The 19,349-nt window shown below is 52.1% G+C and carries 20 protein-coding genes and 1 pseudogene; 6 read left to right on the top strand and 15 right to left on the bottom strand.

The genetic code is table 11. From position 1 onward, the window contains the following. Positions 1-9: 9 nt before the first annotated feature. The 8 genes from sufS to K7B04_RS16230 form a co-directional block, all read right to left on the bottom strand. The gene (gene sufS / locus K7B04_RS16265) at positions 10-1,230 is read right to left on the bottom strand and encodes a cysteine desulfurase SufS (protein WP_223802505.1); all 1,221 of its coding nucleotides are present in this window, start codon (positions 1,228-1,230) and stop codon (positions 10-12) included. Then, positions 1,227-2,501 carry a Fe-S cluster assembly protein SufD gene (gene sufD, locus K7B04_RS16260; protein WP_223802504.1) on the bottom strand — a complete coding sequence of 425 codons (1,275 nt, stop codon included), beginning with the start codon at positions 2,499-2,501 and terminating at the stop codon, positions 1,227-1,229. The genes sufS and sufD overlap by 4 nt, the downstream gene beginning before the upstream one ends. Further along, positions 2,476-3,222, bottom strand: a complete 747-nt coding sequence (gene sufC / locus K7B04_RS16255) for a Fe-S cluster assembly ATPase SufC (protein WP_223802503.1) — start codon at positions 3,220-3,222, stop codon at positions 2,476-2,478. Before sufC ends, sufD begins: the two co-directional genes overlap by 26 nt. 17 nt (positions 3,223-3,239) lie before the next feature. Then, positions 3,240-4,727, bottom strand: a complete 1,488-nt coding sequence (gene sufB / locus K7B04_RS16250) for a Fe-S cluster assembly protein SufB (protein ID WP_223804180.1) — start codon at positions 4,725-4,727, stop codon at positions 3,240-3,242. Between the two features lie 10 nt (positions 4,728-4,737). Next, on the bottom strand, positions 4,738-5,106 hold the full coding sequence (sufA, locus tag K7B04_RS16245) for a Fe-S cluster assembly scaffold SufA (RefSeq protein WP_064545857.1): 369 nt from the start codon (positions 5,104-5,106) through the stop codon (positions 4,738-4,740). A gap of 410 nt (positions 5,107-5,516) precedes the next feature. Continuing rightward, positions 5,517-5,948, bottom strand: a complete 432-nt coding sequence (locus K7B04_RS16240; RefSeq protein WP_223802502.1) for a hypothetical protein — start codon at positions 5,946-5,948, stop codon at positions 5,517-5,519. A gap of 8 nt (positions 5,949-5,956) precedes the next feature. Further along, complete coding sequence (locus tag K7B04_RS16235) at positions 5,957-6,325, bottom strand: hypothetical protein (RefSeq protein ID WP_223802501.1); 369 nt, start codon at positions 6,323-6,325, stop codon at positions 5,957-5,959. A 448-nt stretch (positions 6,326-6,773) separates the two neighbouring features. Beyond that, positions 6,774-7,295 carry a hypothetical protein gene (locus tag K7B04_RS16230; protein WP_223802500.1) on the bottom strand — a complete coding sequence of 174 codons (522 nt, stop codon included), beginning with the start codon at positions 7,293-7,295 and terminating at the stop codon, positions 6,774-6,776. A 210-nt stretch (positions 7,296-7,505) separates the two neighbouring features. On the opposite strand from K7B04_RS16230, the gene K7B04_RS16225 reads away from it, so the two are divergent. Both K7B04_RS16225 and K7B04_RS16220 read left to right on the top strand, forming a co-directional pair. Then, positions 7,506-7,841 carry a nuclear transport factor 2 family protein gene (locus tag K7B04_RS16225; protein ID WP_163447398.1) on the top strand — a complete coding sequence of 112 codons (336 nt, stop codon included), beginning with the start codon at positions 7,506-7,508 and terminating at the stop codon, positions 7,839-7,841. Between the two features lie 120 nt (positions 7,842-7,961). Further along, positions 7,962-8,184: pseudogene (locus K7B04_RS16220) on the top strand (DUF1272 domain-containing protein). A gap of 75 nt (positions 8,185-8,259) precedes the next feature. Here the strand turns inward: K7B04_RS16220 and K7B04_RS16215 are convergent. Then, the gene (locus K7B04_RS16215) at positions 8,260-8,844 is read right to left on the bottom strand and encodes a class I SAM-dependent methyltransferase (RefSeq protein ID WP_223802499.1); all 585 of its coding nucleotides are present in this window, start codon (positions 8,842-8,844) and stop codon (positions 8,260-8,262) included. Between the two features lie 77 nt (positions 8,845-8,921). On the opposite strand from K7B04_RS16215, the gene K7B04_RS16210 reads away from it, so the two are divergent. Next, positions 8,922-9,365 (top strand): MarR family transcriptional regulator, encoded by a 444-nt coding sequence (locus K7B04_RS16210; protein ID WP_167576013.1) that lies wholly within the window; start codon positions 8,922-8,924, stop codon positions 9,363-9,365. Positions 9,366-9,602: 237 nt separating this feature from the next. Here K7B04_RS16210 and amyA read toward each other — a convergent pair whose 3' ends face one another. After that, positions 9,603-11,090 (bottom strand): alpha-amylase, encoded by a 1,488-nt coding sequence (gene amyA, locus K7B04_RS16205; protein WP_223802498.1) that lies wholly within the window; start codon positions 11,088-11,090, stop codon positions 9,603-9,605. A gap of 340 nt (positions 11,091-11,430) precedes the next feature. Here amyA and ydfZ point away from each other — a divergent pair, with 340 nt between their 5' ends. Both ydfZ and K7B04_RS16195 read left to right on the top strand, forming a co-directional pair. Beyond that, positions 11,431-11,634, top strand: coding sequence for a putative selenium delivery protein YdfZ (gene ydfZ, locus K7B04_RS16200; RefSeq protein WP_223802497.1), 204 nt, complete (start codon positions 11,431-11,433; stop codon positions 11,632-11,634). 227 nt (positions 11,635-11,861) lie between these two features. After that, positions 11,862-12,125 (top strand): hypothetical protein, encoded by a 264-nt coding sequence (locus tag K7B04_RS16195; RefSeq protein WP_223802496.1) that lies wholly within the window; start codon positions 11,862-11,864, stop codon positions 12,123-12,125. A gap of 33 nt (positions 12,126-12,158) precedes the next feature. On the opposite strand, the gene umuC is transcribed toward K7B04_RS16195, so the two are convergent. Together umuC and umuD are read right to left on the bottom strand one after the other, a co-directional pair. After that, complete coding sequence (gene umuC / locus K7B04_RS16190) at positions 12,159-13,412, bottom strand: translesion error-prone DNA polymerase V subunit UmuC (protein ID WP_223802495.1); 1,254 nt, start codon at positions 13,410-13,412, stop codon at positions 12,159-12,161. Beyond that, complete coding sequence (gene umuD, locus K7B04_RS16185; protein WP_163447390.1) at positions 13,396-13,830, bottom strand: translesion error-prone DNA polymerase V autoproteolytic subunit; 435 nt, start codon at positions 13,828-13,830, stop codon at positions 13,396-13,398. The genes umuC and umuD overlap by 17 nt, the downstream gene beginning before the upstream one ends. Positions 13,831-14,140: 310 nt before the next feature. Here umuD and ttcA point away from each other — a divergent pair, with 310 nt between their 5' ends. After that, positions 14,141-15,076 (top strand): tRNA 2-thiocytidine(32) synthetase TtcA, encoded by a 936-nt coding sequence (ttcA, locus tag K7B04_RS16180; RefSeq protein WP_163447389.1) that lies wholly within the window; start codon positions 14,141-14,143, stop codon positions 15,074-15,076. Positions 15,077-15,121: 45 nt separating this feature from the next. Here ttcA and dbpA read toward each other — a convergent pair whose 3' ends face one another. The 3 genes from dbpA to K7B04_RS16165 form a co-directional block, all read right to left on the bottom strand. Next, positions 15,122-16,495, bottom strand: coding sequence for an ATP-dependent RNA helicase DbpA (dbpA, locus tag K7B04_RS16175; RefSeq protein WP_223802494.1), 1,374 nt, complete (start codon positions 16,493-16,495; stop codon positions 15,122-15,124). A 332-nt stretch (positions 16,496-16,827) separates the two neighbouring features. Further along, positions 16,828-17,811 carry a zinc transporter ZntB gene (gene zntB / locus K7B04_RS16170; RefSeq protein WP_064545875.1) on the bottom strand — a complete coding sequence of 328 codons (984 nt, stop codon included), beginning with the start codon at positions 17,809-17,811 and terminating at the stop codon, positions 16,828-16,830. 167 nt (positions 17,812-17,978) lie between these two features. Next, positions 17,979-19,157, bottom strand: a complete 1,179-nt coding sequence (locus K7B04_RS16165; RefSeq protein WP_167576015.1) for a methyl-accepting chemotaxis protein — start codon at positions 19,155-19,157, stop codon at positions 17,979-17,981. Between the last annotated feature and the right edge of the window lie 192 nt (positions 19,158-19,349).

Genomic DNA, 19,349 nt, shown 5'->3' with positions numbered 1-19,349 from the left:
GACTCCCTGTTATCCTAATAAACGGCGAATGCGTTGCAGGCCCGCCACCAGGCGGTCGACCTCCTCAACGGTGTTATACATCGCCAGCGACGCCCGGCACATCGCGGGCACCTGATAAAATTCCATCAACGGCATCGCACAGTGATGACCCGTCCGTACGGCGATACCGTAATTATCAAGGAAGCTACCCACGTCATAGGCATGATGCTTGCCGAGATTAAATGCAATCACCCCCAGCCGCTCCGCAGGGCCATAGAGATGCAGGTCCGGCACGTCCGCCAGCGCATCCAGCGCGTAGCGCATCAGCGTCTGTTCATATTCGCCGATTTGTGTCAGCCCCAGTGCCGTGACGTAATCCAGCGCCGCGCCCAGGCCGATAATGCCGCCTGTATTCGGCGTACCGGCTTCAAATCGCCACGGTGCTTTTGCCCAGGTGGTGCCTTCACTGAGGCTAACAGTCGCGATCATCGAACCGCCCCCCTCCCACGGCGGCATCGCCTGCAGGATATCGGCCTTGACGTACAGCGCGCCAATCCCCGTCGGGCCGTAGAGCTTATGGCCCGAAAAAGCGTAGAAGTCGCAGTCCAACGCCTGGACGTCAACCGGGTGATGCATCACCGCCTGGGCACCATCGACCAGGACCTTCGCGCCATGACTGTGTGCCAGCGTAATCAGCTCCGCCAACGGGTTCTCGGTGCCCAGAACATTGGATACCTGCGTGACCGCCAGCAAGCGCGTGCGGGCATCAAACAGCCCTACCGCAGCCGCCATTTGTAACGTTCCGTCCGCATTGAGTGGAATCACCCGTAGCTGTGCGCCCGTGCGCGCGCAGAGCATCTGCCAGGGCACGATATTCGCGTGGTGCTCCATCGTGGTAATCACAATGTTGTCACCCGCCTGGACGTTGCTGCTCCCCCAACTGTTGGCAACCAGGTTAATCGCCTCGGTGGTGCCGCGCACAAAAACGATCTCCTCCGCGCTTGCGGCGTGAAGAAAATGCGCCACCTTCTGGCGCACCTCTTCCATGCGCTGCGTGGCTTCGGCGCTTAACGTGTGGATGCCACGGTGCACCGCAGCATAGCCGTTGCGATAAAACGCCGCCTCGGCATGGATAACCTGCTCGGGTTTCTGCGCGCTGGCGGCGGAATCGAGGTAGGCCAACGGCTGACCGTTGACTTCACGCGAGAGCACCGGAAAATCTGCGCGAACCTGTTGTACGGAAAAGGTCATTGTTTACCTCCTGCCAGACGTAGCCCAATGCGCGCCAACACATGCTGTTTCAGCGCATCAAGGGCAATGGCATCGGTCAGCCCGGCGGCAAACGCGTAGAGGATGATGTTTCTCGCCTCCTCCAGCGCAATCCCGCGCGAGCGTAGATAAAAGAGCTGCTCGTCATCGATGCGCCCGACGGTGGCACCGTGGCTGCATTTTACGTCATCGGCGTAAATCTCCAGCTGCGGCTTGGTGTCGACCTCCGCCAGACGCCCCAGCAGCAGATTATTGTTGGTCATCTGACCGTCGGTTTTAATGGCGTGCGGCGCCACGGTAATCACGCCGTTAAACACCGCGCGTCCCTTATCGTTGACGATAGTTTTATGCAGCTGGCGGCTATTACAGTAGCCCTGGTTATGTTCAAGCCAGGTACGACTGTCGCAGACTTCCGAATTGACCGGCATCGCCAGACTGTTCAACCGTAACGTGCTGTTTTCACCATTCAATTGCGCACTACTGTGGTGGCGCGTCACCGCCGCGCCCAGCAGAAAACTGTGGCTGAAAACGGCGGAATCGCGTCCTAGCCGCAGATCGTTATGGGAAAAATGGTAGCTCTGGTCGTTTTCGAACCCCAGCTTCAGATGCTGTAACCGGGCGTTATCGGCGATATCCATGGTAAGCCTTGCGCCGGTAAAATGACGCACCGTGTTCAGGCTGACGTACTGTTCAATCACCGTCGCCTGTGCCCCTTCCGCCAGCTTGAGATGGTGACGATAGTGCGCCGTATTCATCTCGTCCGTTTCCAGACCGCGCGTAATGTGCAACAGCAGCAGCGGCTTGTCGGGGCACTGGTTACGGCGCACCTGAATATGCGTGACGCTGGTGGACAGGCTTTCGGTGAGATGCAGGAAGGCTTCAGGATGCACCGCCTCCGGCAGCGACTGACGTTGATTATTCACCGTGACGTCGAATCCGCTGTTGCTGACGTCGTCGCTAAGACGGGGATCGAACTGACCGTCCACAAACACCAGCCGATACGCATCCAGCGCAACCGCGTGGCTGTCGCGCTGCTCATCCGTCAATGCGGGCAGCGCCGGGGCGACGAAAGTGCTAGCCAGCAGTTTATCCAGCGCGGTGTACTTCCAGTCTTCATCTTTACGCGTCGGTAAACCAAGCTGATGCAGCTGCTGGAGATGCTCTAACGCCTGAGGTGATGCCTGACCACCGCGCGCCTGAACCAGCGCATGCCACTGTTGCAATGCGCTATTGTTGCTCGCTAAGCCAGCCATAGCCCTGCTCCTCCAGTTGTTTCACGAGCCGGAAATCACCGGATTTTACGATACGCCCCTGGTACAGCACGTGGACGACATCAGGTTTGATGTAGTCCAGAATGCGCTGATAATGGGTGACGATAATAAAGGCGCGCTTGCCGTCGCGCAGCGCGTTAACCCCTTCGGCGACGATTTTCAGCGCGTCGATATCCAACCCGGAATCCGTTTCATCCAGAATACACAGCTCTGGCTCCAGCACTGCCATTTGCAGGATGTCATTGCGCTTTTTCTCACCACCGGAGAAACCCACGTTGACCGAGCGGGTCAGCAAATCCGCTGGCATCTTCAGTAAGTTGATCTTCTCTTCCATCAGATCCTGAAAGTCGAAGCGATCCAGCGGCTCCTGGCCACGATGAGCACGTACTGCGTTGAGTGCGGTTTGCAGGAAGAACTGGTTGCTCACGCCGGGGATCTCAACCGGATACTGGAAGGCCATAAAAATGCCTTCGCCAGCGCGTTCTTCTGGCGAGAGCGCCAGCAGATCGTGCCCCTTAAAGGTCACAGATCCTCCCGTTACGCTGTAGTCTTCTCGGCCCGCCAGCGTCGCGGAGAGCGTACTTTTCCCGGAGCCATTCGGCCCCATAATGGCGTGCACCTCGCCCGGGCGCACGTTCAGGCTCACGCCACGCAGGATCTCTTTTTCATCAACGGAGACCTGTAATTCATTGATATTCAACATATCGTTTCCCTTAATCCTTAACCGACGCTGTGTTCAAGGCTGATAGCCAGCAGTTTTTGCGCTTCCACGGCGAACTCCAGCGGCAGTTCCGAGAAAACATCCTTACAAAATCCATTGACGATCATTGAGATAGCATCATCTTCGCTAATCCCGCGCTGCAAACAGTAAAACAGCTGATCTTCGCCAATACGTGACGTGGTGGCCTCGTGCTCCAGCTGCGCGCTGTTATTACGGCACTCCACGTAGGGGAAAGTATGCGCGCCACAGTCAGGGCCAATCAGCATCGAATCGCACTGGGTGTAGTTACGGGCGTTGGTCGCCGTCGGCATGATTTTGACCAGACCGCGATAGCTGTTCTGGCTGTGCCCGGCGGAGATCCCCTTCGAAATAATGGTCGATTTGGTATTTTTGCCAATGTGAATCATCTTGGTGCCGGTATCGGCCTGCTGATGGCCGCTGGTCAGCGCCACCGAGAAGAACTCGCCGACCGAGTTATCGCCGCGCAGAATGCAGCTGGGGTATTTCCAGGTGATCGCCGAGCCCGTTTCCGACTGTGTCCAGGACATCTTGCTGTTTTCGCCTTCGCACAGCGCGCGCTTGGTCACGAAGTTCAGGATCCCGCCGCTATTGTTATCGCCGGGGAACCAGTTCTGCACGGTGGAATATTTCACTTCCGCGTCTTTATGAATGATCACCTCCACCACCGCCGCGTGCAGCTGATAGCTGTCGCGTACCGGGGCCGAGCAGCCTTCAATGTAGCTGACATAGCTGCCTTCATCGGCAATCAGAATGGTGCGTTCAAACTGGCCGGTTTTCTCCGCGTTGATGCGGAAATAGGTCGACAGTTCCATCGGGCAGCGCACGCCTTTGGGGATATAAATAAAGGTACCGTCCGACGCCACCGCGGCGTTCAGCGCGGCGAAGAAGTTGTCATTTTCCGGCACCACCGTGCCGAGATAACGTTTGACCAGCTCGGGATGTTCGTGAATCGCTTCACCGAACGAGCAAAAGATAATGCCCTGCTCCGAGAGCTTTTCCCGGTAGGTCGTCGCGACCGAGACAGAATCAAAAATCGCGTCAACCGCGACCTCTTTCCCCTCACGCACCGGCACGCCCAGTTGGTTAAACGCGGCCTCCACCTCATCGGTTAAAAAGCTGCTGGTCCCGGTCTGCTGCTGCGCGCCGGGTTCAGAGGCGCAGCTATCGTCGCAGTTCCCGCAGGACGGCGCAGAGTAATAGCTGTAATCCTGGTAATTCAGCGAATCGTATTTCGCTTTTAGCCAGTGCGGTTCTTCCATCAAAAGCCAGGCGCGGTAAGCCTTCAGGCGAAATTCCAGCATCCATTCCGGTTCGTTGCGCCTGGCAGAAATCGCCCGCACCACCTCTTCGTTGATGCCTTTCGCCAACTCATCGGTTTCCAGCTGGGTGAAGAACCCTTCTTTATAGTTCAGCGGGCCACCGGCCCAGGTCTGGACATCGTCAGTTGCGTCAGTATTACGCGTCATCATGTACCGCCTATACTCCGAAGCTTTCGCCGCAGCCACATTCGTTCTGCGCCTTCGGATTATGATATTTGAACAGCTGATTCAAACCTTCGCGCACGTAATCCACTTCCGTGCCGTCAATAAACGGCATTGCGCGTAAAGGCACCCACAGCTTCGCGCCGTCGGATTCAAACAACAGATCGTCTTTATCCGGCTCGCTTACCGCGTCCAGCACGTAGCCAAAGCCCGCGCAACCGGTCTGCTTCACCCCTAAACGCACGCCCTGAATCGTTGGCTGCTGTTTGACCAGCTCACGAATATGCGCCGCGGCCGACGGCGTCAGCGTAATGCCACGCCAGGTCACATCGTTGGGATCGAAGGTTCCTGAATGTAAATCCATAGGTCTACCTCATCAGTGGAGCCACAAAGGGTTAACGTTATGTTAGTGATAATGATTATCACTTCAACCCGCGCCGCGTGGGGATATTCCACGCGGCCCCCTTTCCTCAGGCCTTTTTATAAGCATAGACCCTGTCGTCACGCGTGAGTGGGATAGCGAATTTTTTATAATGAATTGAAAAATAATGTATTTATGATGGATGCCGGGCAAAAAATGAAGGAGCGCTAAAGATGCATAGCCAATACCTATTTATTTAATCGGTTTTGGCGTGTTCTGTGAATCAAGGGGTTAGAGGATTATCAATGAGTTATGGGGTTGTTCTCGAACTAAAATCAGGGCCAGACTTTCAGTTCTGGCACACCATGTTGCACTGGTCTGGTATGCCACTATGCAGAATTCACTCAGTTAACTTAGTACGTACAACCATTACCAGAGTAATTGGCATTAATTATTTTACTATTTACTGACTCAAAAATAATCGTACATGTATAATTTACTGTCCCACCTGCCCTGCCCCCAGTACTTGTTGTGTAGGCCGTATTACCCTGCACAACGGTGGTATAGTCAGGAGCTTTGCCTGGCCGATTTACATTGTAATTGGCTTGGTAAGAGAGAAATCTGTGACCATCAACATCATATGTTTTTTCAGGTGGGCCTAATTGCTGAACTAACTGCAAATCGCTCCAACCTATCGTACTTTTAAGCTCTGCATCTAGTTCAGCTTTCGTTGGACGTTTTCCTAATACAGACTCTGTGTATCCAGTCATAAAACTGTTCACTGCGCCCCCACATCCTGAAAGGATGGCGCTTACCAAAAATACGAATGTTAGATTCTTAATCATCTCATCACTTACTTTGTTCGGGTACATATGACAGCTGTTGAGCCGAGCACTTTATCATCCCACGGCCCCTTAGAATTCGTTTGATCTAGTTCCGTTGTCAAAAGTGAATAATAACCACCGCCCATAAATCTCAAATCTATAGTGGTTGTCAGCGAGGGATTCCCATGGTGCCCCTGCGCCTGGAGACGATCGGCGCTAAGCGCTGAAATTTCCGCATCAAAATCACCATTAATCACAACATGTTTGTTATCAACAACATGAACTGTCACTCCCGTTTGACATTCAAAATTCATAGGATGTTGTACATCAAAAGGAGCGTAATCGGCCATGACCATCATCGGAGATATCATAACAAGCCCAGCTAAAATGATTTTCATTTTTATAGAACCATCAGAAAGGAGACATAGGTTAGCATGGCTCTTTTTGTTAATAATTGCTCTATATCATCTGTTAGGCGTCATTATCTACTTGCAAAACTCAGCAGATTCGCCGGCGCTCGCGCCTTAGCAACGGTGTTGGCACTTTCAAAAAAACACCCGGCGTAGCAAGACATGAACAGAACGTAGACCCTTGTCGTAATGGCCATACTTCGAATTGACCACAGACTCCGCTTCATATTGAAGCACCGTAACCTTGCTCCAGCCGAGGTTGCTTATGTTGACTATCTCTATCTCCTCACGTTGATGCGAGAGCGGTATGCACGAAATTCAGCCTTTCGGGCAGATTTAACAACAACACATCGAGGATTTTCCGAAGCCTGAAAATGAAAAAAGCTGCCTCAGGCAGCTTCAGGGGATAAAAATAAGAAACGTTAAATAAGAAGGTTTAACCTTTATCGCTTAAAATACAGTTCCCCTTTTCGATCGGCGTTCTAACATCAGAACCTACTGTATCGTTAGTAATGCTGTAAGTTAATTTTTTAGCTTTCTTATTGAAAGTCATTGTCACCGCAGGCCCCGCTATCATCTTTGCAGCGTTCATATTGCCAAACACATAGATGTCTTCAAGCTGACCCTCATCGTTTGGAACAGAGCCGTTGAAATAGAGCTCAATACCGTAATGGTCACCCAGTCGGTCTTTCCAACTGGCATAGCGGTGCCATCCATCTTCTTTTTCTACATCCTGCCAGGTGACTATGGTGCTTTTTTTAGAATGCTCAGGGGCACATTTGAAAACGAATATCGTCGGTTGATTAGCGGCTTGTGCGGTGTTCATCAATAATAATGCAGCAAACCCAAATATAATTTTTTTCATGACATGACCTAAAGCAAAAAGGATATTGTACACATCCAGGCTGTAATGATCATTTACAGATATAAAAAAGTCCCACCGTAGCGGATTTTCCATTCACTCGTGGGTAAATCTGGGTCAGATTACAGGGGTTTTATCATTGAGATTCCGGCAGATAAAGCTCTGCTTCTATACCCCCCCCTACTGCGCCAGACATAAACAGCGTTCACAACACATCACAGAATAAAATCCATCTTGTGCCCTCGCCCTTCATATGATTTTATATGCAATGATAAGGCATAATAAATCAATAATGGGAGCGCCTGTATGTCCGTAGAATCGATCGCCCAAGCCCAGTTTGACGCATATAACGCTCATGACATTGAAGGGTTTATTTCTTGCTTTTCAGAGGAGTTTAAAGGTTACCGGATGCCTGCAGAATCGCCTTCAACAACAGGCAAAGCGTCTTTACGTGAGTTTTACCTGAATAATCGTTTTAACAATCCCGAACTAAGAGCAGAGCTTATTTCCCGAACAGTATTAGGTAATAAAGTGTTCGATCATGAGTTGATATACGGTTTGTCATCTACGCCCCTGGAGAGTGTGGCGGTTTTTGAAGTTAAAAATGAACTGATTACAACGGCATGGTTCTATTTTCCGTAACGAGAAAGTGCCCAGCTATTCTCAGTAATCATCAGATCGAAACGCATGCGACTAACCAATTGTTCCATCTTTTGATTTTGGAACCTTCTGGTCATGCTCATTTAACAACAGGAGAACACCATGCTCGAACTCCGCCCTAATTGCGAATGCTGCGGATCTGCCGCCGGAATCGCCAGAGGCGTACATTTGTTCGTTCGAATGCACCTTTTGCATTGATTGCGTTACTCAGCGGCTTGACGGTCATTGCCCCAACTGTGGTGGCGAGCTGGTGCGACGCCCAATACGTCCAGCGGCAGCCCTCTTACGACATCCCGCATCCAGCCTACGCCGCTATAAACAATAGACAGGCATATGTTCTTTTTCGTTAATTCATGGCTGCGCGCCCGACACATACAGCGCGTCAACCATGTATTCTCGTTTATGACTTATCCTTTTTTTTCAAAAGCCTGTACCAATGAGAATCAGCCTCCCGACGATAATGACGGTCTGCGCTTACCAGCTCAAAATATTGGCCAAATACTTTCTCGATGACCTGCGGTGAAAGCGGCATTCCTCGTGGCGAAATATCCATCGCCCATATCAGATGCATGCCACCTGGTTTTAGTAAGCGGTTCACTTCACGGGCGTATTTCATCTGCCCGGGCTCATCAAGGCAATGAAAACAACCAATATCATAAGAAACATCGAATGGCCCTGATATATCTTTCAGATTGGTCACATCTCCGGTGTGGAAACGGGGAGATTCATACCCTTCCCTGACACGGTTACGAGCCTTTTCGATGGCTACCGCCGAAAAGTCAACGGCCGTTATTTTTATTCCTTCTTTCGAAAAATAGTCTGCAAACAACCCCAGACCACATCCTAATTCCAGCGCATTCAGCGGAGAATTTTGTCTGATAAAGTTTTTTAGTTCTGTCGGTACATTTGAATCTGTCCACATCATGTGTCCAACATCTGAACGATATGCTTCATCAAAGTCGGTATTTTTTTCTGGTGCACTCATCTGCTATCCCTATTTTTGGTCAGTGGTATTCATGATTACCTTGTATATAGCATGCTATGTATATTATATAGCATGCTATGAAAGCGAAAAGCAACCTTCAATGGGCACCAGAAACCCAGATAACGTTCTGGATAAACCAGGCTTCACGCCTGCTTACACGCACGTTTGAACATCATCTCAGGCCGTATAACTTTGGTATGGCTTATCTCCCTGTCGCTATCGCGTTGGAAGAAAACGGAGAGATGCAGCAGAAACAACTCGCTGAATATGCAGGGGTAGAACAACCTACAATGGCGGCATTGCTGGTACGAATGGAGCGCGATGGATTGATTACCCGTAGACCTAATCCTGTCGACAAAAGGTCAAGCTACATCTCGCTCACACGACAAGCACAGCTAGCGCTGCCCAAAATAAAAGAAAAACTTTATGAAGTGGTCGAGCAGGCTTCCAGTGGCATGACTGAAGAGGAATGCGGCTTACTCCAGTCATCTTTACAACGAATGATAAAGAACCTTGAATAGCATGAATAAGCACGGCGATGAATACAGCAAGCGCATCTGATTAGCCCCTACTTTCACGAGTAGCGACTCATAGGGAGGATATGCTCGAGCTGCCGAGCATAATCTCCCCATCAGACCTGAGTTTTCCTGCGCCAGCAAGAAGTTCCATCCCCTCAATCTTGCTGCGACATGGTTTCCATCTGGCGCAGAAAATAAACCAGCCAGCGACAATGCCTCATTCACCCCGCTAACCGCGTATCAGAGTACCTCTTCTATCACCCATACGCTGACGCTGCCGCCGTTGCAGGTAAAAGTCGCACTGCCTTCTGCGTCGGTCTCCACCACTTCCTCACGGTTATTCAGAAAATCCTTCCAGCGTTTATGGGCATAATTTTCCCCCAGCGACAGCGTTTTTTCGCCCTCATCGCCGTTGGAGAGCACCACCACGCAACCGGGCATTTCATCGGTGCCGCTGCGGCTAAATGCGATGCAGTTAGGGTGATCGAACCACAGCGTTTGAACGCCATGCGCAAACCGCTGACGCGCGAGGATCAGCTCATGCAACTGTTCAATAACCGGCATATCGATAGTGTAAGTTTCGCCATCACCGCCGGTGTCCTCATAGTGCGCGCCAAACAGATCCGGATAAAAAACCGAAGGCACACCGTTTTCACGTAACAGAATGAGCGCATAGGCAAGCGGTTTAAACCACGCCTCCACCGGGGCCTCCAGCGCCTGAAGCGGCTGGGTGTCATGGTTGGCGACCAGCGTCACCGCATGGAACGGATCGGCCTCAACCAGCGTCGCGGTGAAAATCTGGCTCATGTCATAGTCGCGCCCCATGCGGGAAGCCTCGTGGAAGTTCATCTGCAACGGGGCGTCAAACAGCATCGTTTTTCCCTCAACCTGAGCGATATACTGCTGCAATTTATCCACATCGTGAGACCAGTATTCCGCCACAATGAACAAAGGTTCAGGCGCCACTTCCTGTATATGCTCAATCCATTGCTTATAGAACCAGGCGGGAATATGTTTAACCGCATCAAGACGAAAACCGTCGCAATGCGTTTGTTCGAGCATCCAGCGCGCCCAGTACTTGAGCTCTTCGGTAACGGCCTGATTACGGAAATCAACGTTCTCGCCCATCAGATAATCAAAGTTACCCATTTCGTCATCGACCTGGTCATTCCAGCCTTCACCGGTATAGTCGTTAACGATTTTGAAAATGCCGTCCTCGTCAGGATTCTCGATATGGTCGATGCCGCTAAAGCATTTGAAATCCCAGACAAACTGCGAGTACTTTCCTTCGCGAGCGGGGAATGAATAGCGGGTCCATGCCTCGCACTCGATGATCTCTTCATCAATCTGGGTTCGATCGTCGGCGTTAACACGCTGTACGCGAATATGCTCTTTCTCATCCGCCCCCATCTTATGGTTCAACACTACGTCCATCAGTACCGCAATATTATGCTGTTGCAGTGCATCAATCGCCTGGAGTAACTGGGCTTTATCCCCATATTTTGTGGCAACCGAACCTTTCTGCTCAAACTCCCCCAGGTCAAAAAGATCATAGCTGTCATAGCCAACGGAATAACCACCGGAGGCCCCTTTGCTGGCGGGCGGCAACCAGATCATATTAATGCCAATCTCATGCAAGTTCGGGGCAAGGGCCGCGACCTCTGGCCACAATTCACCGCCAGCGGGGTAATACCAGTGAAAGCATTGTAATAAGGTGGGGTTGCGCATACCTGTTCTCCGTTGAAGGCGACACAAAAACTATAAGAGGGAAATCCACAGGCTGCGAGAATCTGGCCATATGGTCTCCTTACCAGACATGACGTTCTCACTACGCATGATGCGCGCATATTTGACATATCCCATAGCGAACAAGAAGCCATTCCGGGCTTAATCCAGGCTCTATCCGCAATAAAAACTGTCAATAAACTGACAACGAGATAGTCGTTTTATCCATAAACATCATGAAAAAAAACGCGACTTTGACGAAGCGCAAAACATCGCGTTTTCGATCGCGCTATTAATTCACACCGCCAATCTATACCGTCTTGACATGTGAAAGGAGGAGACGATGAAAACCTACGATCGTAACCGTAACGCTATCACGCTCGGCACCCGTGTGATGATTGCCAATAAAGGCGCAACCGGCGTGATTACCGCTATCCATGGTGAAGGTAAAACCGCTGAGCAGCTGCGTCGCGAGAGCTGCGTAGAGGTTGAAGGCTGTGACGGGACGTTCTGCCCGGTTGATTTGATCCGCCTGGGTCTTAACTGATACGGCAACCGTTTGAGGCCACCCCGGTGGCCTTATTTGTTTTAAGCCGCCCGAGTGAAAAACAAAAAACTTATATTGATCAATCACAAAACCCGCGCAGCCAAATCAGGCAATAATCACGCTTTGTTGTAATATAAGTATTTAATCCAATGAATTTCCTGAAGTTATTTTTTATCCTCGTTATTATTCCCTGTCAAAGCTATGCGCTCAATTTCTCATCGACAATATTGAAATTAAACTGCCCGGAACGCGGGCTGGTAGAAGTCATTCTGCACGTCTATGAGCATACCCAGCAGTCCTGGAAAGGCCATTTTGAAACCGGTGCAGGCCATAAGCGCGTGGGTGACATTGAGATAATCCCCTTCGCCAACGGCGATACGCTGCTGCACCGTATCTCAACCGATGCATTCGGTTATGTTTATTACGGTGAAGAACGGGTAAGACATTGTCTCAAGCTGGATGAACGCCCGGTCTACCCTACCTTCGGCTGAGTGCCCACCAACGTTGCCTGAGCGCAGCGTTGGTCATCGGGCAACCGGCAGATCCGCGTAGCGTGTCGTATAACTGGGGGACAGCATTTCTCGCTTCATCCTCCATGTCTGTTCTATTCCTTTTCCGACAAAACCGATACTGCCCAGACCGGAGTGATTAATACTGTCAATGACCTGCATCAGCGCCTGGCTATTGGCTCGCGGAGGCAAAGCGTCAAACAGGTTGAGCTGCGCAACGCCCTGGCTGAAAAAATCACTCAGCATTATCCCGGCTTTCATATAGCGAAAGCCGTCGCGCCAGATACTCTGCAGCGAACTGACGGCAAGGCGGATAATATCCCGGGTATCACAGGTTGGAACGATGAACCTGCCGCTAGCCTGCGGGGCATAAAATGTCTCATTCTCCGCATGCGGGCTGGTGCGCATAAACAGGCTGACCACACAGCAGTACTGCCTTTCCGCACGCAGTTTTTCTGCCGCGCGTTCGGCATAGGCGCAAACGACCTGGTGCATCTCGTCATATGTCGTGATGCGATGGCTAAACGAGCGGCTAAAGATGATCTGCTGTTTGGTAGGGGCAAACTCCTCTAACGCCAGGCAGGACTCCCCGCGCAGTTCGCGTACCGTGCGCTCCAGCACCACGTTAAAATGCTGGCGAATAACCCAGGTTGAACTATCCGCAAGCTGTAACGCGCTCTCTATTCCCATCTGCTCCAGCTTCTTACGGGTACGTCTTCCAACGCCCCAGACTTCATGCGCTGGAATTAAGGAGAGCAATTTACGCTGGCGCTCCGTTGCACAGAGATCGACGACACCGTTGGTTTTTCGCCAGGTTTTGGCCGCCAGATTCGCCAGCTTCGCCAGCGTTTTGGTTGGCCCAATACCCACCCCAACCGTCAGCCCGGTATTTCTTCGTACCGCATCACGTATCTGATGACCCAACACCTCAAACGAGCCCTCATCGGGCAATTCAATAAAGGCTTCATCAATCGAATAGATCTCCACACGGGGAGCAAGATCCATCAATGTCTGCATCACCCGATGGCTGAGATCGGCATACAGTGCGTAGTTAGAACTAAAAACGGTTACCCGCTGGCGAGACAATTCATTTTTAATTTTAAAATACGGTGCCCCCATGCTAATGCCGAGCGCTTTAGCCTCCGCGGAACGAGAGATAATGCAGCCATCGTTATTGGATACCACCACCACCGGTTTACCCACCAAATCGGGGCGAAATACCGTCTCACAGGAGGCATAGAAATTGTTAACATCAACCAATGCGAACATATTTATGCGCTTTTAAACTGAACGTCACCACGCCGAAGATTTGCAACTCTTCCTCGGCATGAAAAGCAATCGGTTTGTACTGCGGGTTATGCGGCACCAGCAGGAGCGAGGGCCGGGTTCGCAACTCTTTAACCGTAAACTCCCCCGCTACTGCCGCAACGACGATATCGCCGTGATCGGCTTTTAACGAGCGATCAACAACCAGCAGATCGCCATCACCGATACCCGCGCCAATCATCGAGTCACCGCTAACACGCACAAAATAGGTGGCGCTGGGGTGCTTGACCACCAGCCGATTCAGGTCCAGGCTCTCTTCGACATAGTCCTGAGCCGGGCTGGGAAAACCGCAGGGAATCCGCTCCAGGAACAATGGCAGTTCGAGGGACTGTTCTGCTTTATATAGATAAGTGGCGAACATCTTTATACACCATAAATACTGTTTATATATACAGTATTATACAACAAGCGTAGAGATCAAGCGGCTTGTCGTCCCTCGCGGTCAACCCGTTGAAGACGCGATAGATTTAATACAGGGTTATTCATGTCAGCGGGTAAGTCGGGCCAGTCCTGCAAAACATGCTGGTATTCGTCGCCGTAATCCGTACCATACACGCCACACATTCGCTGATTCGCCGTCAGCGCGGGACAGCTCTTTTATCGTAAATCAAATGGACTGGAAGACGCTGTAGTGGCCTGGGTATCCATTTAGATTTTTGAGTAACTATTAAATGCAACAAAATCAAGAAATTAGCAAAAAAGAACAATACAATCTGAACAAATTACAGAAGCGTCTGCGTCGTAACGTGGGCGAAGCCATCGCTGACTTCAACATGATTGAAGACGGCGACCGCATTATGGTCTGCCTCTCCGGCGGTAAAGATAGCTACACCATGCTGGAAATTCTGCGCAATCTGCAACAGAGCGCGCCAATCAGCTTCAGCCTGGTGGCGGTCAACCTCGACCAGAAACAACCGGGCTTCCCCGAGCATATTCTGCCGGAATATCTGGAAAAGCTGGGCGTTGAGTACAAAATCGTCGAAGAGAACACCTACGGTATCGTCAAAGAGAAGATCCCGGAAGGGAAAACCACCTGCTCCCTCTGCTCTCGTCTGCGTCGCGGGATCCTCTACCGCACGGCCACCGAATTGGGCGCGACAAAAATCGCCCTCGGCCATCACCGTGACGACATTCTGCAAACGCTGTTCCTGAACATGTTCTACGGCGGTAAAATGAAAGGTATGCCGCCGAAGCTGATGAGCGACGACGGCAAGCACATCGTTATCCGTCCGCTGGCCTACTGCCGCGAAAAAGACATCGAGCGCTTCTCCGAAGCCAAAGCGTTCCCGATCATTCCGTGTAATCTGTGCGGTTCTCAGCCGAACCTGCAGCGTCAGGTCATTGGCGATATGCTGCGCGACTGGGATAAACGCTATCCGGGCCGTATCGAGACCATGTTTAGCGCCATGCAGAACGTGGTGCCTTCACACCTGTGTGATACCAACCTGTTTGATTTCAAAGGTTTGAACCACGACAGCGAAGTAATTGAAGGTGGCGACCTGGCATTTGACCGGGAAGAGCTGCCGCTACAGCCAGTGGGCTGGCAGCCGGAAGAAGAAGACGGTCAGTTGGATGAGCTGCGTCTGAATGTGGTTGAAGTGAAGTAAGTCATTTGGCGTCTCAGGCTGCCGCCTGAGACGCTTTTCAGGATGTTATTTCAGCAGACGTACACGGCACGCCTTGCCTTTGATCTTCCCTTTCTGCAGCAATTTCCAGGCCTGATGCGCCACGCCTTCACGTACGGCTACGTAGACATGCGCCGGGTGGACATCGATTTTACCGATATCCGCGCCAACCAGCCCCATATCGCCGGTTAACGCGCCCAGCACATCGCCCGCACGCATTTTTGCCTTTTTACCCCCGTCGATACACAGGGTCATCATTTCCGGCGCCAGCGGCGTAATACGCGTTTTAGCCGGCTCTGGCATCCAGTTCAGCTTCAGTTGCAGCATTTCGGCCAGAATATTGGCGCGCTGCGCCTCTTCCGGCGCGCAGAAGCTCACCGCCAGCCCACTGTTGCCCGCACGCGCGGTACGGCCAATACGGTGTACGTGCACCTCCGGATCCCACGCCAGCTCGTAGTTCACCACCATCGCCAGCGATTTAATATCCAGCCCGCGCGCCGCCACATCGGTCGCCACCAGAATACGCGCGCTGCCGTTGGCAAAACGTATCAGGGTCTGATCGCGGTCGCGCTGTTCGAGGTCGCCGTGCAGCGCAATGGTGCTTTGCCCCGCCGCGTTCAGCTCTTCAAACACCGCCTGACAATCTTTTTTGGTATTACAGAACACGACGCAAGAAGATGGCTGATGCTGGCTCAGCAGCTGCTGTAACAGCGCGATTTTGCCGTGACGTGGTACGTCAAAAAACTGCTGCTCAACCGAGGGGAGCGCGTCAACGCTATCAATTTCGATCGTTTCCGGCGAACGTTGCACACGGCCGCTTATGGCGGCAATCGCTTCCGGCCAGGTCGCGGAGAACAGCAGCGTCTGGCGAGACGCTGGCGCAAAGAGAATCACTTCGTCGATAGCATCGCTAAAACCCATATCCAGCATGCGGTCCGCTTCATCCATCACCAGCGTTTGCAGTGCATCCAGCGATACGGTGCCCTTTTGCAGGTGATCCAGCAGGCGGCCCGGCGTCGCGACGATAATATGCGGCGCATGCTGCAAGGAGTCGCGCTGCGCGCCAAAAGGCTGGCCGCCGCAGAGGGTCAGCACCTTAATATTCGGCAGATAACGCGCCAGGCGGCGAATCTCACCGGCGACCTGATCGGCCAGTTCGCGCGTCGGACACAGCACCAGCGACTGGGTCTGGAACAGGCTGGCATCGACATGCTGGAGCAGGCCAAGACCAAACGCTGCCGTTTTGCCGCTGCCGGTTTTCGCCTGCACGCGCACGTCCTTTCCGGCCAGAATCGCCGGCAGCGACGCGGCCTGAACCGGCGTCATAGAGAGATAGCCCAGATCGTTCAGATTATCGAGCTGGGCGGCAGGAAGGGCATTCAGGGTGGCAAAAGCGGTCACAGTATTTTCTCGCGAATAAGGGACTAAGGTTCAGCAGGCGCGTATCCTCGCAGATCTCGACGCGGGATGCGACAAATTAATCGGCGGGTACCATCAGGGTAGCGGAAAAAAGACAAAAAAAAGCCGACTATTCTAAGCCGGCGTCGTACGAATCAATTGTGCTATGCAGTAATTCAAAAAAAGGAAGTAAGACAATATGGAGCGCAACGCCCATCGCTTGACGTTGCATTCACCTGCGGGATCGATATTGCCTCGATTGGCATGCCGTTTTATTGACCCTGCTCAAATTAAGTGGCGTTATCCTCTCCAAAAGAGGTAAAAAAGGTGATTTTTTACAACCAGTTACTACGGTGTAACCACCACGTAACACCACCGATAAGCAGTACCAGCATAATACAGAAAAGGGAAAAACCCAGATGCGAGCCGCCGCCGGGGATACCGCCAAGGTTGACGCCAAATAGCCCTGTCAGGAAGGTGCTGGGTAAAAAGACCATCGCCATCAACGACATGGTATAGGTTCGCCGGGAAAGCGACTCCTGCATCATCTGCGCAATTTCATCCGTCATCACCGCCGTGCGCGCGATACAGCCGTCAATTTCATCCAGCCCACGTCCCAGACGGTCGGCAATATCCTGCATACGACGACGCTGGTCGTCGGTCATCCACGACAGACGCTCGCTGGCCAGACGGGCGTAGACATCGCGCTGCGGCGCCATATAGCGGCGCATGACGATAAGCTGCTTACGCAACAGCGCCAGAAAACCTCGCGGCGGCACCTCCTGCTCCAGCAGATTATCTTCGAGGTCAATAATTTTGTCGTGCAACTGCTCGATAAACTCGCTGGCGTGATCGGTTAGCGCATCACAAATATCCACCAGCCACGAGCCGCAATCCGTCGGGCCGCTGCCCTCCTGGAGGTCGCTCACCACATCATCCAGCGCCAGCACTTTCCGCTGCCGGGTCGAAACGATCATGCGTTCATCAATATAGAGGCGCATCGCCACCAGTTGGTCCGGGCGTTCATCGGTGCTACCGTTAATGCAACGCAGGGTGATCAGCGTCCCCTCGCCCAGGCGACTGACCCGCGGACGCAGGCTTTCACCGGCAAGCGCATCGCGCACCAGATTGGGCAACAGCGGCGTCGTCGCCAGCCACTGGGCGCTGTCGGGGTGGGTATAGTTCAGGTGTAGCCAGCACGGATTCTCTTTACTGACGCTGTCCGCGTCGGTTAATGGCTTCACGCCGCCCTGGCCATCCAGTAGCCACGCAAATACCGCGTCTGGTACGTTTAGGTCCGATCCTTTTATGGCTTCCACATCGCCTCCGCTTAGCGCTCTTTATCCTGATAGTCTAGCCATCTCCTTTTGTTAAGCAACATACGCTGGTGCCATGACGCTGAAATTGTTCACAAAAACAGCTACACGTGAATTTCAGGCATAAAAAAACCCGGTATCGCTACCGGGTTGAGGGAAAAGCAACAGGGTTAAAACGATTGCCAGAAATTCTGCTCGTTGCTGCCGGTCGCGACGACAGGCTGTAGCGGCAGGCCACCGGCAGCCTGCCGTGGCGATGCGGTATTTTGCTCGTCCCCCACGCGGAAATTTTGCGTGCGCGACTGCAGTTCAATCACCTGACGCTTAAGAATATCGGACGATCTCGCCAGCTCCTCGACAACCGTGATATTGCTTTGCGTCACCGTCTCCAGCTCATTCAACGCCAGGGTAATCTGATCGATCCCCTTTTCCTGCTCAGAGGTCGAAACAGCAATCTGCTCCATCAGACCGTTTAACTCGCCCGAACCGGCGACGATCTCCTGCATGTTTTTCTCCGCTTCGGCGACAATACTCGCGCCCTGCGTGACGTTTTCACTGGTGACGCTAATTAAGGTCTTAATATTCTTGGCCGCTTCCGCGCTACGATGAGCCAGATTACGCACTTCACCGGCGACCACCGAGAACCCTTTGCCGTGATCGCCTGCCCTCGCCGCTTCCACCGCCGCATTCAGCGCCAGAATATTCGTCTGGAAGGCAATCCCGTCAATCATGGCGATAATTTCCGTCATCTGCCGGGCACAGTCGGTAATCGACTGCATATTGGTCGCCACTTCCCCCATCAGCGCGCCGCCTTTACGGGCACACTGCGTCGCCTCACCGGCGCGTTCGCTCGCCAGACGCGTATGTTCCGCGTTATTTTTGGTGCTGGCGGCGATCTGCTCCATGCTCGCCGCGGTCTCCATCAGGGTGGCCGACTGTTGCTCGGTTTTCACCGACAGCTCGCCGCTGCGGGTTGCCAACTGATCGGATAGCGACATTGCGGTGTCCGAAGAGGCGCGAATTTCCGCCACCAGCGTCGAGATATTATTCGATAAGTTATTGATCCCCGGAATTAAGCGCCCGGCACAGTTATTGCCGAAAACAGGAATTCGCACCGACAGATTGCCATCATTAACTTCATCGATGCTGCGCTTAACCGCATTAATCGGCGTCACCAGGTATTTGGTCATGTAGAGCCACAGAAGTCCCAACGCCGCTACCCATACAATATTAATTGTTAATAGCAAGAATATATTTTTTGATAGTATTAGACAGATCACATCGGCAATAACAAAAACCGCCAAAATAAAGACCAGGATAAACGTTCGGACGCTAATGTTTTTAAACATAACCTACCCTCAACGCTGGTTGTATAATTTTGTTATATCACCAGAAGATGTATTTTCCAGACCATTTTAACTATTTTCATCACTTTAACCGTTCGCGGTGTCAGTTTGCCTTAATGCAGAATATAACAACAACTAAAGACAAATTTTCTACACCAGCCTACTTAAGCATGGCTTAACTCTATAGAAATAAAG

This window comes from Kluyvera sp. CRP, assembly GCF_019930565.1.
Lineage (GTDB): Bacteria > Pseudomonadota > Gammaproteobacteria > Enterobacterales > Enterobacteriaceae > Kluyvera > Kluyvera georgiana_A.
The sequence above is the reverse complement of the archived record's forward strand: the minus strand, read 5'-3'. Positions and strand labels throughout refer to the sequence as shown.

Excerpts from the sequence above, each read along its gene's own strand:
- amyA (WP_223802498.1), bottom strand. The coding sequence starts at position 11,090 with ATGCGCAACCCCACCTTATTACAATGCTTTCACTGGTATTACCCCGCT.
- K7B04_RS16240 (WP_223802502.1), bottom strand. The coding sequence starts at position 5,948 with ATGATTAAGAATCTAACATTCGTATTTTTGGTAAGCGCCATCCTTTCA.
- sufD (WP_223802504.1), bottom strand. The coding sequence starts at position 2,501 with ATGGCTGGCTTAGCGAGCAACAATAGCGCATTGCAACAGTGGCATGCG.
- K7B04_RS16210 (WP_167576013.1), top strand. The coding sequence starts at position 8,922 with ATGAAAGCGAAAAGCAACCTTCAATGGGCACCAGAAACCCAGATAACG.
- sufC (WP_223802503.1), bottom strand. The coding sequence starts at position 3,222 with ATGTTGAATATCAATGAATTACAGGTCTCCGTTGATGAAAAAGAGATC.
- umuC (WP_223802495.1), bottom strand. The coding sequence starts at position 13,412 with ATGTTCGCATTGGTTGATGTTAACAATTTCTATGCCTCCTGTGAGACG.
- sufB (WP_223804180.1), bottom strand. The coding sequence starts at position 4,727 with ATGACGCGTAATACTGACGCAACTGACGATGTCCAGACCTGGGCCGGT.
- K7B04_RS16165 (WP_167576015.1), bottom strand. The coding sequence starts at position 19,157 with ATGTTTAAAAACATTAGCGTCCGAACGTTTATCCTGGTCTTTATTTTG.
- ttcA (WP_163447389.1), top strand. The coding sequence starts at position 14,141 with ATGCAACAAAATCAAGAAATTAGCAAAAAAGAACAATACAATCTGAAC.
- umuD (WP_163447390.1), bottom strand. The coding sequence starts at position 13,830 with ATGTTCGCCACTTATCTATATAAAGCAGAACAGTCCCTCGAACTGCCA.
- sufA (WP_064545857.1), bottom strand. The coding sequence starts at position 5,106 with ATGGATTTACATTCAGGAACCTTCGATCCCAACGATGTGACCTGGCGT.
- ydfZ (WP_223802497.1), top strand. The coding sequence starts at position 11,431 with ATGAAAACCTACGATCGTAACCGTAACGCTATCACGCTCGGCACCCGT.
- K7B04_RS16225 (WP_163447398.1), top strand. The coding sequence starts at position 7,506 with ATGTCCGTAGAATCGATCGCCCAAGCCCAGTTTGACGCATATAACGCT.
- K7B04_RS16235 (WP_223802501.1), bottom strand. The coding sequence starts at position 6,325 with ATGAAAATCATTTTAGCTGGGCTTGTTATGATATCTCCGATGATGGTC.
- sufS (WP_223802505.1), bottom strand. The coding sequence starts at position 1,230 with ATGACCTTTTCCGTACAACAGGTTCGCGCAGATTTTCCGGTGCTCTCG.
- K7B04_RS16230 (WP_223802500.1), bottom strand. The coding sequence starts at position 7,295 with ATGGAAAATCCGCTACGGTGGGACTTTTTTATATCTGTAAATGATCAT.
- K7B04_RS16215 (WP_223802499.1), bottom strand. The coding sequence starts at position 8,844 with ATGAGTGCACCAGAAAAAAATACCGACTTTGATGAAGCATATCGTTCA.